Consider the following 16,695-nt stretch of genomic DNA (forward strand, 5'->3'; position numbering starts at 1 on the left):
GTGCGCGCTTTTGATCCGCGGCGGGAGAGTCCTGCCGGTACATCCCGTCAGGCGCCGTAGGAGCAAACCCTCCCCAGGAATCTCTCAGGCCCATGTACCGCCGCGGCGAGGCAACTCTGGAAAGCAGTCCGGCATACGGGCTCACCGAAGGTGCAAGCAGGCCCATGCCTGCGGAAACTCTCAGGTCCACGTACAGAGCGGGGAGGAACCCGAATCAACGTGGCACCCCGTGCCGCCTGAACGATGGAGTTCCTTTGACGATTCAGCGCCCGCCTTCCAGCGATTCACCCCATCTTGAGCGCCAGCTCAGCAACCGCCACATCCAGCTCATCGCCATCGGCGGAGCGATTGGAACGGGCCTGTTCATGGGCTCGGGCAAGACCATCTCGGCCGCCGGCCCATCCGTCATTTTCGTCTACATGATCATCGGCTTCATGCTGTTCTTCGTCATGCGCGCCATGGGCGAACTGCTTTTGAGCAACCTGAACTACAAGTCCTTCAGCGACTTCGCCGCCGACCTGCTGGGTCCTTGGGCGGGGTTCTTCACCGGCTGGACCTACTGGTTCTGCTGGGTCATCACGGGCATCGCGGATGTGATCGCGATCGCCGGGTACTCCCAGGAACTCTGGCCGTCGCTTCCATTGTGGGTGCCAGGCTTGATCACCATCGGCATCCTCCTGCTCCTGAACCTGGCCACCGTGAAGGCCTTTGGCGAGACCGAGTTCTGGTTTGCCCTCATCAAGATCGTTGCCATTGCGGCCCTCATCATCGTTGGCTTGTTCATGATCTTCAGCGGCTTCCAGTCCGACGCCGGACCGGCCAGCTTCACCAACCTGTGGAGCCACGGCGGCTTCTTCCCGAACGAGTTCATGGGCTTCGTAGCGGGCTTCCAGATCGCCGTCTTTGCGTTCGTGGGCATCGAACTCGTGGGAACCACCGCTGCCGAGGCCAAGGATCCCGAGAAGAACCTGCCCAAGGCCATCAACTCCATCCCCATCCGCGTCCTGCTGTTCTACGTGGGCGCCCTCATTATCCTGATGTCCGTCACCCCGTGGACGCAGTTCGCCGCCGGACACAGCCCGTTCATCGCCATGTTCTCCCTGGCCGGCCTCGGCGCCGCAGCCACCATCGTCAACTTGGTAGTGCTGACCTCCGCCATGTCCTCGGCCAACTCAGGGATCTACTCGACGTCCCGGATGGTCTTTGGGCTCGCCCAGGAAGGTGACGCTCCCAAAGTGTTCGGTACACTCTCCAGCCGCAAAGTACCCCGGAACGCCCTGTTCCTTTCCTGCGTCCTGCTGCTGTCCGGCGTCGTGCTCATGTATGCCGGCCAAGATGTCGGCAAGGCGTTCGACATGGTGACCACGGTGTCCGCCGTCTGCTTCGTTTTCGTGTGGTCCATCATCTTGGCCAGCTACCTTGCTTTCCGGAAGCGTCGCCCGCACCTGCATGAGGCTTCGGCATTCAAGATGCCCGGTGGCGTGGCCATGGTGTGGATAGTATTCGCGTTCTTCGCGTTCGTGCTGTGGACCCTGACCACCCAGCCCGACACTCTGGCAGCGTTGCTGGCCACGCCCGCGTGGTTCCTGGTCCTTGGCGTTGCCTGGTTCATCCTGCGTCGCCGCCCTGCGCACCTGGCACGCTACGCGGCGTTCCAGGCGGAGCTGCAGCGAGACGCTGAGCGGGTCCAGGAACCGGAGCCGGCCAACAAATAACCGCCAAAAAGCAGGGCCCCTCACGAAGAAGATCGTGAGGGGCCCTGCCCGTTTGTCTCTAAGCGGGTGTTAGCCCCTCAGGCACTTCTGGTACTCCAACCACGCGAACGCGTACCGGAGCCAGCCCACGATGTCGTACCACTTGGACGGCTTGACCGGCGGGGTGCACTGCGGCGGGTTCGGGCCGCTGGCGGCCACCTTCACGAGGGCTTTCACCACCGTCCCGGATTCGACGGCGGTCAGCACCAGAGTTCCGGTGCCAGCAGCTGCCGCGGCGGGAACCTTGAGGTTCACCGTGGCTGTACCGGCCGCGACCGGAACGGAACCGAGTGCCACAGCGGCACCCTTCGCATCCACGAACACGGCATTCAGCGTGGCGTTGGCCGGGCTGCCGATCGACGTCAGGTTGAGCTTGGAGACGGCCAGCGTGATGGACTCTCCTGCCTTGACCTCAGCCGCCGTGGAGTTTGCTACGGCAACGGAGCGGCGCGCGAAGTCCGGAGCCACAGGCTTGTGTGCCTGCAAGTACTTGATCCAGGCGTCCCGATCAACCAAGCCCGTGTCCTTCGTGTTGCTGCCTTCCTTGAAGACCCGGAAGTTGTCGCCACCGGTGGCAAGGAAGCTGAAGGTACCTATCTTGTACTGCTTGGCGGGTTCAATGACGGCGCCGTTCACCCAAATACCGGTGATGCGGTCGCCTGCGGGGCGGGCGGCGTCGTAGGTGTAGTTGACGTTCTTGGACAAGCCCAGCTGCTGGTACGGGCGGCTGGGAACCGTTCCGTCCGGGTTGGTCTGCCACTGCTGCTCAAGAAGCGTCTTGAACTGCCCACCTGTGAGGGATGTGGTCCAGAGGTTGTTCACGAACGGCAGGACCGCGTTGGCCTCGGCAAACGTGATGGTCCCGTCCGGTGCGTAGTAGAGCTCGTTACGCAGGCCGCCCGGGTTCACGACGCCGATCTCGGCCGCCCCGAGTTCGGGCGCCTTGAGCGTGTCCACCAGAGAGTCCGCCACGAGGTTGCCCAACGTGGATTCGTTCGCGCGGTCGTCACGCTTGGGGGCGCCGCCCACGGGGTCGGGGGTGAAGGCCGTGGTGATATCAGCGGTCACTGCGCCCACCGGCTGGTTGCCGATCACTGCTGCATCCGCAAGAGCCTTGTCCACGATCGCCTTCACTGCCGCCACCCGCGGGTAGGCAGCAACGAGGCTTTCAGCGGTCTCGGTGGTCCGGTCCACGATCGCGGCCTTGTACGCCGTCACCGACTTGGTAGCGGTATCCACCGTGAGGGTCACGGTGCCCACGTTTTCGCCGTAGTTGCCGGTCTGCACAATGGGACGCGTCTTGCCGGTGGGCTGGCCGTTGGCGTCCAGGATCGGAGCGTCCCAGGCGTATTCCTTGTGGGTGTGGCCGGTGAAAATGGCAGCGACGTCGGGAGTTGTTTCCTTGACGAGCTTGGCGAACGGTCCGCCGGCCGCGACTTCCTGCTCCAAGGTGGCGCCTTCAGGCGTGCCGGAAGCAGCGCCGTCGTGGTTCTCCACGATGATCAGGTCTGCCAGGTTCTCTGCCTTGATCTTGGCAGCGACCCGGTTGATGGCTTCCACCGGATCACCGAACTCAAGGTCCGTGATTCCGGCCGGGGTGACCAGCGACGGTACTTCCTGCGTCACGGTGCCAATGACCGCTACCCGCATGCCGTTCATGTCCAGGACCTTGTACTCCGGCAGGACCGGCGTGGTGGTGCCGTTCTGGTAGACGTTCGCACCCAAGTAGGCGAATTTGGCGTTGGCACCTCCGGCAATGACGCGCTCGCGCAGGTCCTGCCAGCCGCCGTCGAACTCGTGGTTGCCCACAGCGGAAGCCTGCAGCTCCAGCGCGTTCAGGACGTCAATGGTGGGCTGGTCCTTTGCCACCGAGGAAGCGAAGAGGGAAGCGCCGATGTTGTCGCCCGCGGAGATGAAAGCGGTAGCTCCGGGAGCGGCAGCCGCGCGCAGCTTCTCTACAGTGCCCGCGAAGAGCACCGTGTTCGAGTCGATCCGGCCGTGGAAATCGTTGATGCCCAGGAACTGCAGGTCAACGGTGGCTGGCGCGTCGGGTGTCAGGTTGAGGCCCACCACTACGGGGTCGTGGTCGCTGGCCCGGAACTCGTCCTCGGCATAGTAGTTGGTCACATTGTTGTTATACCTGCTGTACTCCAGCGCAACGGACTCTACGGAGTTGATGTTCCAAATGTCGGTTCCCGTCACCACCTTGTGGGCTGCCGGGGACGCCAGGATGTGGTCCAGGGAACCCACCATGCCACCAAAGAGGTACGAGTGCTTTCCTGTACCAACTTCAAGGTCCGTGTAGCCGGCGCCGGTGAGGACGTTGATGGGATCTTCCTTGGAGTAGGCGTTGAAGTCACCGATCAGGAAGACCTTGTCCGTGCCCTTGGACGCCTGAAGGTCCTTGGAGAAGGCGAGCAGTGATTCGGCTTGCTTGGTGCGGGCAACGTTCGACGCGCCCTGGCCCTTGTCGGTATCGTCCGGTGTGGCTGCGGAGCCCTTGGACTTGAAGTGGTTCACAATCGCGATGAACTTCTTGTCGTCATCCCCGCCCGCCGGCTTGAAGACCTGTGCGAGGGGCTTGCGGGCACTCGCGAAAGCCACGGTGTCATTGTGGATGATGGACTCGCCCACGGGCTCGGCAACGGCCAACTTGAAGATGAACGCAGTGCGGATCATGTCTTCATCGCTCAGCGGGGGAGCGTTGGCGGGGGTGCGCACGTAATCCCACACGCCTGGGGTCTTGACGTTGAGGGCTTCCACCAGCTTGGACAGTGCGTCGTCGCGGTTCTTGCCGAACTGTGCCGAGTTCTCGATCTCTTCAAGGGATACGACGTCGGCCCCGGACTTGCTGATGGCGGCGACGATCTTGCTCTGCTGGCGCTCGAAGTTCTCTGCGTTGGCAGCACCGCGGGCGTTGCAGCCTTCCTTGACCGTGATCGGGTTTCCATCGCGGTCGGTGTAGAAGACACAGCCGGCCAGCTGGTCACCGGTAGTGGGAAAGTAATTCAGCACGTTGAAGGAAGCCAGCTTGAGGCTTCCACCCACGTCGGCAGGACCCTCGGGCCTGGACGCCGCGAAGCTTGCCGGTTGGACACTTTCAGCATTAGCAGGGCTCAGCGCCGTCAGGGGCTGGAACTTCCAGGAGTTGTTGCCATAGCCCAGGATGACGTCTTTCCGGAACTTCGCGGGCGAGCCGACTCGGACAGGATCGGACGTGGTCAGGTACGGCAGTTGCTGGGCCTTGGTGGTGGCGTCCTTGAGGAAATTGGTGGACGCGCCGTCGTCGAGCTTGATGCCGCGCAGCGCGTTGTCGGCAACCACCGCGGCGTACTCCGGCGAGCCGTAGGTGGCTACCGCCGTCGGCTGTACCAGGGGAGACGTACCGGCCGCGAGGCCGATCTCGCCGTACTGGTTCAGGGAGTAATTGTCCGTGACAGTGAAGTCACCCTGAGGGGCAACAAGCATGCCCTCTAAGCTTTCGCGGGCGGCCTCGTTGGCCGGCAACGTGAACGGCGTGGACTTGACCTCGGGGGCTGCCTCGGTGAGCTTCTTCAACCCTGCAGCTTCAACGGTGAGCTGGGTCTGGTTGGCAAACTCGCTGACCACACCGGTGAGCTCCACGTAGTCGCCCGACTGGACCGTTCCCGCCGTCGTCGGTGAATAGACGAACAAAGCGTCCGACGCCGTCCTGGCCGCCCCGCCGCGCTCGCCGCCGGTTCCGGGGGTCTGGACGTAGTAGCCGTTGAACCCGCCTGTGGCGTACACGGCGGTGACCTTGCCGCGCGTCGTCACCGTGCCGCCGACAAGCGGACTGGCGGTACCGGTGCCCTGGATTTCGGCGATTGTCCTGGTGCCGGGTTCCGGATCAGGGGGCGTCGTTCCGCCTCCCGCAGCCGTCGGGGTGATGCTGGCGCTGAGCTTGAAGTCCGCGCCGTTGGAGTCTGTGTCCGCTCCGTTGCTGCGGTTCAGGCTTTTGACGTCGGTGTTGCTGGATGGCGCAGTTGCGGCCGTGGTTTCGAACGTATTGGACGTGCCGTACCCGAGGAGGTCTGCGATGGCCGGGTTGCCGGTCACAGATCCGACGGCCAGCGGAGACACCGCAGTGCTCTGCCTGGCCAGAACCAGGGTCCCGGAGGTGCCGCTCGGGTTCAATGTCCCGGTGGCCTGGACGTCGGCGGCCGGAAGATCGGGAGCAGCGGACGTGCCGCTGTTGCTGGCCCCTTGAATCAGGAAGTAGCCCTTGGCCGGAATGGAACCGGTCAACGACGTGATGCCGTTGGGCGCTCCGGTCCCGGTGCCCGACCTGTATTGGAGCGACCACCCGGCGAGGCTGACCGCTGCATCCGAGGAGTTGTATAGCTCCACGAACTTGTTCTTGAAGGCGGAGCCGCTGCTGCCGCCGCTGAGGTAGGCCTCGTTGATCACCACCGGCGAGGTGCCTGCAGTTGTGGCGGGCTGGTCCGCCGCCATGGCCGGAACAGCTGTCAGCGGGGCTGCAAGCAACCCCGCCGACAGGAATGTTCCCGCAACTAATTTCCAGTGCTTATGTTTCATCCGCTCTAACTTTCATCAGGGAGCCCGGTGGGGCTCTATGGACGACGCCCGCTGTCTTGTGAAGTGGGCGATGTACCGGAAGTTACTCCCGGGTAAAGCTGCCTCGGGCATAGCTGAACACGAACGGATGAATGGGGGATGGCTTGCCGATGGCCGGAGGGTTGCCCCGGTCCGTCAGCGGCAATTACTTGGCTGCGGCCTTCAGCGTTCCCGTTGTGGCGGTACCGGAAGCTCCGCCGATTAGGCACACGATCTCCCGGTCGGAGGCCTTCCAGGTCTCTGTGGTGGGGTAGAAGTACGTCAGTTCCAAGGTGGACTCGTCATACGGCACGCCCACGAACGTGCCGAACTCGGTGGAGCAGAATTCCTCCGACTGGGCCTCTACCGCGGATTGGCCCGGGTAGGCATCGGCCACGATGTTCTTGGCAGCGTAGGCCTCGAGGTCGTGGCTTTGATCGCACGGGATGATGGAGACATCCTTCACCTCAGTGCCGGACGGCTCGGCGATGCAGTCGCCCACCTTGATCTTGAAGGCATCCGCAACGGACGTTTCGGTGGGCTTGCCGGATTCGTCCCGCTTGGCGTCTCCGCTGCTGATGAACGAACAACCAGCCAGGGCAAGGGATGCCATGCCCAGCAGAGCTGCTGCTCGGAGGGCTTTTGAAGGGTGGAGCATTCTGGTCCTCATTCCCAGAAGGACCACAGTTAGTCAGGCGCGTGCCTGGACCTGCGGTCAAACGACGAGGGACCAGACAGGGCACCCACGCCGGCCGATCCCCCAAGGCAGGCAGTGAGCGAACCCAGCCGGCCGCCCCTGGGTAGGAGGCAACCGGCTGGACCCGGATTCTTGAAAGTCTAGGCCGTCTGGCCCAAGTCCTGGATCACCTTGAAAACGGCGCCCGTAGGGTCCGACAACGTGGCCAGGCGGCCGAACGGCGTATCCTCAGCGGGCTGCATGACAGTGGCACCAAGAGCCGTGGCTTGCTCCACAGTCGCGTCCGTGTCCTCTACCGCGAAGTACACGCTCCACATGGAGGGCACCTGCTCGGGCAGGAACCCGGAGGCATCCATGATGCCGGCTTTGGCGTCATCGCCTGCGCCCAGAGTGGTGTAGCGGAATTCCGGAGTGTCGCTCATGACGTCCGTGTCCCAGCCGAAGACCTTCTGGTAGAACGTGATGGCTGCTTCATAGTCCTTGGAAAGCAGTTCATGCCACGCAGGAGCGCCGGGTTCGGCCGCGACTTCGTAGCCCTTCATCTCACCAAACTGCCAGGCTCCAATGGAGGCGCCGGACGAATCCCCGTACATGGCCATGCTGCCCTGCTCCGGAACCTCCATGGGCTCCAAATAGACCTGCCCTCCATTGGCGGCAGCTGCCTCGGTGGTTGCTTTGATGTCATCCGTGCGCAGGTACGTGGACCAGAGGTCCGGCATGGCCCCCATGTCCTCCTGCTTCGCCATGATGCCTGCAACCATCTGGCCATCCTTGGAAGCCGTGATGTATCCGCCGTACTTCTCCTGGTCTCCGGTTTCGTAGGTCCAGCCAAAAAGGGCCGTGTAAAACGCCTTGGCCTTCTCAGTATCGGAGGTCATCAGATCGATCCAGCATGGTGCGCCGGGAGTGATGTCAGGCTTGGGCATTTGGTCAGCTCCTGTTGTTGTTCCGCGGCGAAAGCTACGGCATATGTCAGAGGTGTGTGGAGACAGACAGAACACTATGCGCGGGGTCTGACAGTTTCAATGATCTTCTGGGTGTCGGTTCTCAGATGGCATCACGGAAGCTGGAAAGACAACAAAGATGCCCCGGGTTCCAGAACCCGGGGCATCTCATTGGCGGAAGGTAAGGGATTTGAACCCTTGGTACGGGGTTACCGCACACTGGTTTTCAAGACCAGCTCCTTAGGCCGCTCGGACAACCTTCCTCGCCTAGTAGTGTTTCATAGGGAGTTGGCTGTTCCAAAACATCACGTGTTCAAGTCCCTGCCCCGGGGCTCGAACACAAGCAAGAAACCGGGAGTTCGTCATGAAAGCCGTCTACATCTCAGAACCAGGCGGACCCGAAGTCCTCGACATCCGTGACGTCCCTGCTCCGGTGCCGGGCGAGGGCGAGGTGCTGATCGACGTCGTAGCTGCCGGCCTGAACCGCGCGGATGTCCAGCAGCGTCGCGGCTTCTACCCGCCGCCCCCGGGAGCCTCGGAAGTTCCCGGGCTCGAGATCTCAGGTCGCATCGCGGCCTTCGGGCCGGGTGTCACCAAAGCCTTCTCCGTGGGAGACAAAGTAGTGGCGCTGCTCTCCGGCGGCGGCTACGCCCAGCAGGTAGCAGTGCCCGCAGAGCAAGTGCTCCGCGTGCCCGAAGGCGTGGACCTGATTACCGCGGCGGCGTTGCCCGAGGTCGCGGCCACGGTGTACTCGAACCTCATCATGACGGCCCAGCTGCAGCCGGGGGAGACGGTCCTCATTCACGGCGCCACCGGCGGGATTGGCACCATGGCCATCCAACTGGCCAAAGCCTATGGCGCCACCGTTGCCACCACGGCAGGCACGGATGAAAAGGTCGGTACCGCCAAAGCCTTCCTGGGCGCCGACATCGCCATCAACTACACCGAAGAGGACTTCGCCGAAAGCCTCAAGGCGCAAAACGGAGGCAGGGGCGCGGACGTCATCCTGGATGTCGTGGGCGCCAAGTACCTGCAGCAGAACATCGATGCGCTCGCCGACTACGGACGGCTCATCGTCATTGGCCTGCAGGGCGGAACCAAAGCCGAGATCAACCTGGGGCAACTGCTGAGCAAACGCGCCGCCGTCATCGGCACCGCCCTCCGGCCCCGGCCGGTCGCAGAAAAGGGCATCATCATGTCTGCCGTGCGCGAGTTTGTCTGGCCCATGCTGACCGATGGCCGGATCAGGCCCCTGGTGGCAAAGTCGTTCCCCTTGGAACAGGTCCAGGAAGCACACGAGTACTTTGATTCGGGGGAGCACGTGGGCAAGGTCCTGCTGCTGCTCTGAAAGCAGGTTTCGCTACGAACGAAGTCCAAAAACCGGTATTGGCCCGGGGTAAGCGCGCTCTACATGAGAGTATGAACGGATGAGCGATCTGAACGATCTTCAGCCCAAGGATGAGGCTTCGGACGACACCCCCGTTGAAGGAACCACGCTGGACGAGGGCTCCACGGGCCACACTGAACAGCCGGCGAGTGAACCTGCCACGAAAGAGGCCAAGCCCAAGAGCGCGAACCTTCATGAGCTCGTCGACGAGCCCGCCAAGGTCATGAGGATCGGGACCATGATCCGGCAGCTTCTGGAAGAAGTGAAGAGCGCGCCCCTGGATGATGCCGCCCGAGGCCGACTCGCCGAGATTCATGAGCGATCCATTAAGGAACTTGAGGACGGGCTGGCCCCGGAGCTCATCCAGGAACTTGAACGCATCAGCCTTCCATTCCCCGCCGAGAAGGCCCCCACGGACGCAGAGCTTCGCATTGCCCAGGCCCAGCTGGTGGGCTGGCTCGAGGGACTCTTCCACGGCATCCAGGCCGCTATTGCGGCGCAGCAGGCTGCCAAGGAACATGCGGCCGCGCAGTTGCACCTCCGTCAGCTACCTCCCGGCACCGTCATCGCTCCGGGCGTTGTTATCGGCGAGAACGGCCAGCCGCAACGGGCTGCGGCTCCGGGTGCCCCCAACGCTGCTCCCAACGGCCGTCAGGAAGACCCCGACCACGGCCCGGGCCAGTACCTCTGAGTTCGACGGTGGGATTCTTTGGGGCCGTCCGGCAAGGGCGGAAGGACGACGTCGAACTCGGCAAGGGACTGTGGCGCCGCGCCCATGACCGCTTTCACCGCGGACTTGACCGGTATCACCAGGTTCTTGAGGGCGTGGACGATGAGCAGTTGTACAACGAGCTCGTGGAGATAGCCAACGAGCTCGCCGATTTGTCCCCGCGCGTCAGGACCATCTGCGTCGAGGCACAGAAGCGCGCTCCGAGTGATGGCTTGGATGTTCCTGGCGCCTTGGCGGGTGTGCACCGTGCATTGTCGAAAGCCGGGAATTCGCTGGCCACTACTGCCGAGGCAGCTGCAATGTTGCGGCTCGCGGTAGGTCCGGTGCCGGTGGGCGCGCTGTCTGTGCGGCGCAGGGCGGAGTCTGTCTTTGAGCAGATCGAGGACGCGGAGCGCCAACTCAACGCCTGAGCAGGCATGATGCGGATCATTCCAAAAAGAGCGCGTGCGCAACTACACGCGTACGCTCCTATTCTTCTCACGCAAGAAGTTAAGCGGATAGCTGATCTGCGTAATATTTGGTGCCTCCGGCAACTTCATGCTGGCAGGATGGCAGACATGACTTCGTCACCAACACTTACTTTCAACGACGGCAACACCATTCCCCAGCTCGGCTACGGGGTGTGGCAAGTTGAAGACGATGTAGCCGAAAAGGTGGTGCGCCAGGCATTCGAAGCCGGGTTCCGCCACATCGATACCGCCAAGATCTACGGCAACGAGGCAGGCGTCGGCCGTGCCATTGCCTCCTCCGGCCTCTCTGCCGAGGAAATCTTCATCACCACCAAGCTGTGGAACGCGGACCAGGGTTACGAGTCCACGCTCGAGGCGTTCGAGAAATCCTTGGATCACCTCGGCCTGGAGACCCTGGACCTCTACCTCATCCACTGGCAGCAGCCCAAGCAGGACAAGTTCGTGGACACCTGGAAGGCCCTCATCGAGCTGAAGAAGCGCGGTCGGGTTAAGTCCATCGGTGTTTCCAACTTCACCCAGGAAGGCCTGCAGCGCATCATCGATGAGACCGGTGTTGTCCCGGCCATCAACCAGGTTGAACTGCACCCGTTCTTCAACCAGGCTGAGCTCCGCGAGTTCAACGCTTCCAAGGGCATCCTGACGCAGGCCTGGTCCCCGTTGGGCCAGGGCGGCGAGCTGCTGGGGAACGCTACCGTGGCTGAGATCGCCGCCAAGCACAACGCCACCCCGGCGCAGGTGGTCATCGCATGGCACCTCGCCATCGGCAACGTCGTGATCCCCAAGTCCGTCACCGAGTCGCGCATCCAGGAGAACTTCGCGGCGCTGAACGTCACTCTGGACGCTGCCGACGTCGAGGCCATCAACGGCCTGGACCGCGGCGCCGAGGGTCGCATCGGTCCGGACCCGGCGGTTTCCGACTTCGCCTAAATCGCAGCACCCCAGTGCCCCGCACCCCTCCTTGGGTGCGGGGCGCTGGACGTTAAGGAACGACGGCGGCGGACGGGTTTGAGGGGTGGGCCGCCATTGCCGCGGCGTGCTCAGGCAGGACGCCCGTCTGGTGCCTGATCTTCAGCCAGTACAGGAGTGCCCCGCCTACGGTGACGGCAGCTACGAAGATCACTCCGCCCCACTGCAGATACCACTCGAACGGCGGTACGGAGTTGTAGATCTCCTGTCGCGGCCAGATCAGGTTAAGTGTCATGGCGCCACCCCACAGCACCGCGAGGATGTTCACGGGAAGTCCCCACTTGCCCATGCAGAACCCGGGCTCGGAGCCGTCAGCGTTGGCCAGCGGCCACTTTTTCAGGAACCGTTTGCGCAGCAGTGGGACGGTCACCAGCAGGTAGGACAGGTAGATCAGCACAATGCTGATGCTGGACAGGATGGTGAAGATCGCCGGTTGCATCACGTTGATGAGCAGCGGGATGACCGCCAGCACACCGATGACGATCGCTGCCACTTTGGGGGTTCGTCGTACGGGGTCCACCTTGCTGAGCTGCCGGCTGAAAGGCAGGTTGTTGTCGCGGGCCATGGCGAACATCATGCGGATCGCGGCCGCGTGCACGGCGAGCGTGCAGACCACTACGGCCACCACGATGCAGACCAGGAATGCTTTGCCGAAGGGCCCGCCCAGGACGCTGAGGACGATGTACTGCAGACCGCCGTCGGCTGCTCCCACCTTGGGATCGGCGAGGTCAGGTGCGGCCAGGATTCCGAACAACAGGATCAGTCCGCCCAGCAGGAAGGACGCGGTGACGGCCCGGATGATCGCCTTTGGAGCGGTCTTTTTGGGGTCCTTGGTCTCCTCGCCCAGGGAGCTTGCCGTATCGAAGCCGTACATCACGTAGCCGGACGCCATGGCACCGATCAGGAAGACGCCGAAGAAGCCCAGATCGTGGTCGTCGCCGAATCCGGCGGTGTTGAAGAAGACCTCGGGACCCCGTACCACGTGCCAGCCGAGCGCGAGGATCAGCAGAACCGCGGCAATCAACTCAACGAAGACGCCGATGCTGTTGATACGCGTCATGAGCTTCACGCCGAACGCGTTGATGAGGGTGGAGATGGTGATCATGATGGTCGCCAGAACAACACCGTTCATGGCGAAGTCGAAGGGACCGGTTCCGTCACCGACAAACTGGAAGCCGGACCAGAGCTGTGGGAGGGTGATCTGCAGCGCCAAGGCAACAGAACCCAGGGCCATGATCGAGGAAAGCAGCAGCAGCCAGCCCGCCAGCCAGGACGAGGTTCCGGACGCGAGCCGTTTGGCCCAGTTGTAGACCGAGCCCGCTACGGGGTAGCGGCCGGCCAGCTCTGCGAAACAGAGGGCCACCATCAGTTGGCCGACGAAGACGATGGGCCAGGACCAGGCATAGGCCGGGCCGGCCATGGAAAAACCGAAGTAGAACAGTTGAAAAACACCGGTAAGGATCGAGATGTAGCTGACGCCGGCAGCGAAACTGGCGAACTTGCCAATGCTGCGGTCCAGGGTCTGCGTATATCCAAACTCATCCATACCGCTTGAATCATTACTCTTGCTGGGTTCCACTGTGGACTCCTTATCAGAAAAGCAGATGGGATCAGCCGCCCTGGGGCGCGGCGAATCAGGATTTGCTGTGGTGATTTCCCCCAACGGGAGACGCCCGAAGGGCGTTCCTCTCAGGCGTACGACGGCGTGAAATCCTCCTCTTCGCTCGAAACGGCGGCGCTGCCCGCGCCGGTTCGTCCGGCCTTGATGAGATCGGCGCAGCGTTCGCCGATCATCATGACGGTGATGTTGGGATTGACGGTGACGTGCTCAGGCATGACGGACGCATCGGCGACCCGGAGTCCGGTGACCCCCTTGACACGCAATCTGGCATCCACAGGCGACATGTCGTCGTCGTCCGCTCCCATCCGCACGGTGCCCACCGGGTGGTACACCGTGTTGTGGGTTTTCCGGATGTACTCCCGCAGTTCCTGGTCCGTTTGCGCCTCGATACCGGGCGAGAGCTCCCGCCCCGTCCACTCAGCCATGGCGGGCTGCGCGGCGATCTCCCGGGCCTTGCGGATGCCCGCAACCATGACGCGCATGTCGTGGCCCTCGGGGTCGGTGAAGTAGCGCGGATCCACCATGGGCTTGTCGCGGAAGTCGCGGCTGCGGAGCCGCACCGTGCCGCGGGAACGGGCATGCGTGACGTTCGGCGTGAGGCTGAAGCCGTTTTCGGTGGTGGGGTAGCCGTGGCGCAGCGTGTTCATGTCGAACGGCACCGAACCGTAGTGCATCATCAGGTCCGGGCGGTCCAGGCCGTCCTCGGTGGGTGCGAAGATACCGATTTCCCACCACTGGGTGGAGGTCTGCACCATCGGCTGCCTGGCCTCGAACTGCACCACGCCCTCGGGATGGTCCTGCAGGTTTTCACCGACGCCGGGGGAGTCAACCAAGGCTTCGATGCCGTGCTCCGCGAGGTGGGCCGCCGGGCCGATTCCGGACAGCATGAGGAGCTTGGGGGAATCGATCGCACCGGTGGACAGGATCACCTCGTGGCGGGCGGAGAACCTGTGGGTGCGGCCGAATGCCGAATCAACCACGTCGACGCCGGTGCAGCGCTTGTCAGCATCGAACACCAGTTGACGGGCCCTGAATCCGGTCAACAGCGTGAAGTTGGGGCGCTCGATGATGGGGTGAATGTAGGACACCGAGCTGGAGGAGCGGGTGCCGTCCGCGCGGCGGTTGATCTGGAAGAAGTTGGCTCCGTTGACCACGGTGGTGCCCGTGTTGAATTTCGCCCGGGGGATGCCGGTCTGCTCGCAGGCGTCCAGCAATGCGACCCCGGCCGGATCGGCGGGAGGAATGTTCATGAGGTGCACGGGACCAGAATCTCCGTGGTGCGGCGCGTCCGGGCCCGCGTCCTCGTTCGTTTCCAACCGCTTGTACAAAGGCCAGGCGGCATCGGCGTTCCACCCCTTGACGCCGTACTTGGCCTCCCATTCATCCAGGTCCTCGCGGGGAGCCCAGAAGGCGATGCAGGAGTTGTGGCTCGAACAGCCGCCCATCACCTTGGCCCGGGCATGGCGCATGAACGAGTTGCCGTTTTCCTGCGGTTCGATCGGGTAGTCCCAGTCATAGCCGGACTCCAGGAGTTCCATCCAGCGGTCCAGCTGCAGGATTTCGGGCAGCGCGCGGTCATCCGGGCCTGCTTCAATGAGGGCCACGGTGACGTCCGGATCCTCGCTTAACCGGGCGGCCACAGCGGCACCGGCGGACCCGCCGCCGATCACGAGGTAGTCGAACGCGCGCTCGCCGAGGTTGTCGATGTTATCGAAGTGCATCTAGTTCTCCTTGCCGTGGTCAGCGAACCAGCCGGTTACCTGGGGGCTGGTGTTCTGGTAGATGTGCTTGGCTTCCTGGTATTCGGCCAGCCCGGTGGGGCCGAGTTCCCGGCCCACTCCGGATTGGCCGAATCCGCCCCATTCGGCCTGCGGAAGATAGGGGTGGTAGTCGTTGATCCAAATGGTTCCGTGGCGCAACCTGGATGCGACGCGCTGGGCCTTTCCGGCGTCCTGAGTCCAGACGGCACCGGCCAGTCCGTAGATGGTGTCGTTGGCGGTGGCCACAGCCTCGTCCTCGGTACGGAAGGTCTCCACTGTCACCACCGGGCCGAAGGCCTCATCGGTGACCACGGACATTCCCCGGGAGACGCGGTCCAGGATGGTCGGCTGGTAGTAGAAGCCGTCGTCGTACCTAGTTCCCTCCGGTGGTGCGCCACCGGTCCGCAGGCGGGCACCTTCCTCAATGCCGCGCTGGACGTAGGCGTGGACCTTGTCCCGGTGCGCTGCGGAAATCAACGGCCCCGTCTCGGCGTCTTCGTCGAAGGGGCCGCCCAGGCGGATCGTCTGGGAGCGGCGGACCAGCTCGTCCACGAAGCGCTCGGCGATGGACTCCTCCACCACCAGCCGGGCACCTGCTGAGCAGACCTGACCGGAGTGGACAAAGGCACCGTTGAGGGCGTTGTCGACGGCGGCATCGAAGTCTGCGTCGGCGAAGACCACGTTGGGGTTCTTGCCGCCGAGCTCCAGCGCCACCTTCTTCACAGTGGCGGACGCGGCCGCGGCGATGTGCTTGCCGGTTTCCAGGCCGCCGGTAAAGGAAACGAGGTCGACGTCGGGATGTTCCGAAAGCGGGGCACCGGCCTCCGCGCCGGGTCCCGTGACGAGGTTCGCGACGCCGTCGGGCAGGCCGAGATCCTGCAGCAGTTGCATGGCCAGGATGCTGGTGGAGGGGGTCAGCTCGGACGGTTTCAGGATGAAAGTGCAGCCGGCAGCCAAGGCCGGGGCGATCTTCCAGGCGGCCTGGAGCAACGGGTAGTTCCACGGGGTGATGAGGCCGCAGACACCAACAGGTTCATAGGCAATCCGGCTGACGACGGCGGCGTCCCCGGCGTCGACTACACGACCGGCCTGCTGGCCTGCGAGCCTGCCGAAGTACTCGAAGCAGGCGGCGATGTCATCCATGTCGATGCGGCTTTCGACCATGCGCTTGCCGGTATCCAACGATTCGGCGCGGGCGAATTTTTCGCGGTGTTCCCGCAGCCCCGCGGCGACCTTCAACAGGAAAGCTCCGCGTTCAGGGGCGGGCACGGAAGACCAGACCCCGGAGTCGAAGGCAGCCCGGGCTGCGGCAATGGCGCGTTCGGCGTCCTCCCGGCCGGCCTCGGACACTCTGGCCACCAGTTCACCATCGGCGGGGTTGCGGATTGCCCGCAGGGCGCCGGAGGCAGCGGGCTCCCACGAGCCGTTGATGAAGAGTGTGGATGCATATTCTGACATGGATCTCCCTTGGTTATGCGTGGCAAATCCCGGCGTGGACGCCTGGGCGGTGGGTGATGAAGTCCTGCACGTCCCGCGTTCGGGCATGGCAAAGCTGCGCCTGGAACGACGCTTCTGGTGCGTGGGTGTTTCGGTGTTCGGCCCGGTGATGTGTACGGCGCGGCGCTGCTTAGGCGAGTCTCTTTGACCCGATTCGACAGTGGCTTGGAACGGTGGCTGTGCTAGCAGCCAGTTATTCGTGTGGTGTACGTCATAAAACAACACTAAGGCACTTTGAACGATCGTTCAAGGGTTTCGACGAGAGATATATCAATACGCGTCTTTGTGGCACCC

At 63.3% G+C, this 16,695-nt stretch carries 11 protein-coding genes, 1 tRNA gene and 1 riboswitch; of the genes, 5 read left to right on the forward strand and 7 right to left on the reverse strand.

The genetic code is table 11. The features are described from left to right. The first annotated feature begins 11 nt into the window (after positions 1-11). Positions 12-110, forward strand: a riboswitch (glycine riboswitch). Positions 111-254: 144 nt separating this feature from the next. After that, a complete protein-coding gene (gene cycA, locus ACFRJ9_RS01680; RefSeq protein ID WP_377663729.1) occupies positions 255-1,715 on the forward strand; it encodes a D-serine/D-alanine/glycine transporter in 1,461 nt (486 codons plus the stop codon). A 69-nt stretch (positions 1,716-1,784) separates the two neighbouring features. Here the strand turns inward: cycA and ACFRJ9_RS01685 are convergent, their stop codons facing one another. From ACFRJ9_RS01685 to ACFRJ9_RS01700, 4 genes are all read right to left on the reverse strand, one after another. Continuing rightward, entirely contained in the window at positions 1,785-6,311 is a 4,527-nt protein-coding gene (locus tag ACFRJ9_RS01685; protein WP_377663731.1) for an ExeM/NucH family extracellular endonuclease, read from the reverse strand. A gap of 184 nt (positions 6,312-6,495) precedes the next feature. Next, a complete protein-coding gene (locus ACFRJ9_RS01690) occupies positions 6,496-6,987 on the reverse strand; it encodes a septum formation family protein (RefSeq protein ID WP_377663734.1) in 492 nt (163 codons plus the stop codon). 179 nt (positions 6,988-7,166) lie between these two features. Further along, complete coding sequence (locus ACFRJ9_RS01695) at positions 7,167-7,952, reverse strand: VOC family protein (protein ID WP_377663736.1); 786 nt, start codon at positions 7,950-7,952, stop codon at positions 7,167-7,169. A gap of 190 nt (positions 7,953-8,142) precedes the next feature. Beyond that, positions 8,143-8,233 (reverse strand) — tRNA-Ser (locus tag ACFRJ9_RS01700). Between the two features lie 101 nt (positions 8,234-8,334). Between ACFRJ9_RS01700 and ACFRJ9_RS01705 the strand changes: the two genes are divergently transcribed. From ACFRJ9_RS01705 to ACFRJ9_RS01720, 4 genes are all read left to right on the forward strand, one after another. Next, positions 8,335-9,318 (forward strand): NAD(P)H-quinone oxidoreductase, encoded by a 984-nt coding sequence (locus ACFRJ9_RS01705; RefSeq protein ID WP_377663738.1) that lies wholly within the window; start codon positions 8,335-8,337, stop codon positions 9,316-9,318. A 79-nt stretch (positions 9,319-9,397) separates the two neighbouring features. Continuing rightward, entirely contained in the window at positions 9,398-10,048 is a 651-nt protein-coding gene (locus tag ACFRJ9_RS01710; RefSeq protein ID WP_377663739.1) for a bacterial proteasome activator family protein, read from the forward strand. Positions 10,049-10,056: 8 nt separating this feature from the next. Further along, positions 10,057-10,497, forward strand: a complete 441-nt coding sequence (locus ACFRJ9_RS01715; protein ID WP_377663741.1) for a hypothetical protein — start codon at positions 10,057-10,059, stop codon at positions 10,495-10,497. 147 nt (positions 10,498-10,644) lie between these two features. Next, a complete protein-coding gene (locus ACFRJ9_RS01720) occupies positions 10,645-11,484 on the forward strand; it encodes an aldo/keto reductase (RefSeq protein ID WP_377663743.1) in 840 nt (279 codons plus the stop codon). 52 nt (positions 11,485-11,536) lie between these two features. Here ACFRJ9_RS01720 and ACFRJ9_RS01725 read toward each other — a convergent pair whose 3' ends face one another. The 3 genes from ACFRJ9_RS01725 to ACFRJ9_RS01735 all read right to left on the reverse strand — a co-directional run bounded on the left by ACFRJ9_RS01725 (position 11,537) and on the right by ACFRJ9_RS01735 (position 16,362). Continuing rightward, positions 11,537-13,069: an APC family permease gene (locus ACFRJ9_RS01725; RefSeq protein WP_377663863.1), complete on the reverse strand. Its 1,533-nt coding sequence runs from the start codon at positions 13,067-13,069 to the stop codon at positions 11,537-11,539. Between the two features lie 143 nt (positions 13,070-13,212). Then, entirely contained in the window at positions 13,213-14,865 is a 1,653-nt protein-coding gene (locus tag ACFRJ9_RS01730) for a GMC family oxidoreductase (RefSeq protein WP_377663745.1), read from the reverse strand. Then, positions 14,866-16,362, reverse strand: coding sequence for an aldehyde dehydrogenase family protein (locus ACFRJ9_RS01735; RefSeq protein ID WP_377663747.1), 1,497 nt, complete (start codon positions 16,360-16,362; stop codon positions 14,866-14,868). Positions 16,363-16,695: the final 333 nt, after the last annotated feature.

The sequence above is a fragment of the Paenarthrobacter sp. NPDC056912 genome (assembly GCF_042786555.1).
GTDB lineage: Bacteria > Actinomycetota > Actinomycetes > Actinomycetales > Micrococcaceae > Arthrobacter.

Coding starts and splice junctions, on each gene's coding strand:
- ACFRJ9_RS01685 (WP_377663731.1), bottom strand. CDS start 6,311: ATGAAACATAAGCACTGGAAATTAGTTGCGGGAACATTCCTGTCGGCG.
- ACFRJ9_RS01690 (WP_377663734.1), bottom strand. CDS start 6,987: ATGCTCCACCCTTCAAAAGCCCTCCGAGCAGCAGCTCTGCTGGGCATG.
- ACFRJ9_RS01695 (WP_377663736.1), bottom strand. CDS start 7,952: ATGCCCAAGCCTGACATCACTCCCGGCGCACCATGCTGGATCGATCTG.
- ACFRJ9_RS01705 (WP_377663738.1), top strand. CDS start 8,335: ATGAAAGCCGTCTACATCTCAGAACCAGGCGGACCCGAAGTCCTCGAC.
- ACFRJ9_RS01710 (WP_377663739.1), top strand. CDS start 9,398: ATGAGCGATCTGAACGATCTTCAGCCCAAGGATGAGGCTTCGGACGAC.
- ACFRJ9_RS01720 (WP_377663743.1), top strand. CDS start 10,645: ATGACTTCGTCACCAACACTTACTTTCAACGACGGCAACACCATTCCC.
- ACFRJ9_RS01725 (WP_377663863.1), bottom strand. CDS start 13,069: ATGGATGAGTTTGGATATACGCAGACCCTGGACCGCAGCATTGGCAAG.
- ACFRJ9_RS01730 (WP_377663745.1), bottom strand. CDS start 14,865: ATGCACTTCGATAACATCGACAACCTCGGCGAGCGCGCGTTCGACTAC.
- ACFRJ9_RS01735 (WP_377663747.1), bottom strand. CDS start 16,362: ATGTCAGAATATGCATCCACACTCTTCATCAACGGCTCGTGGGAGCCC.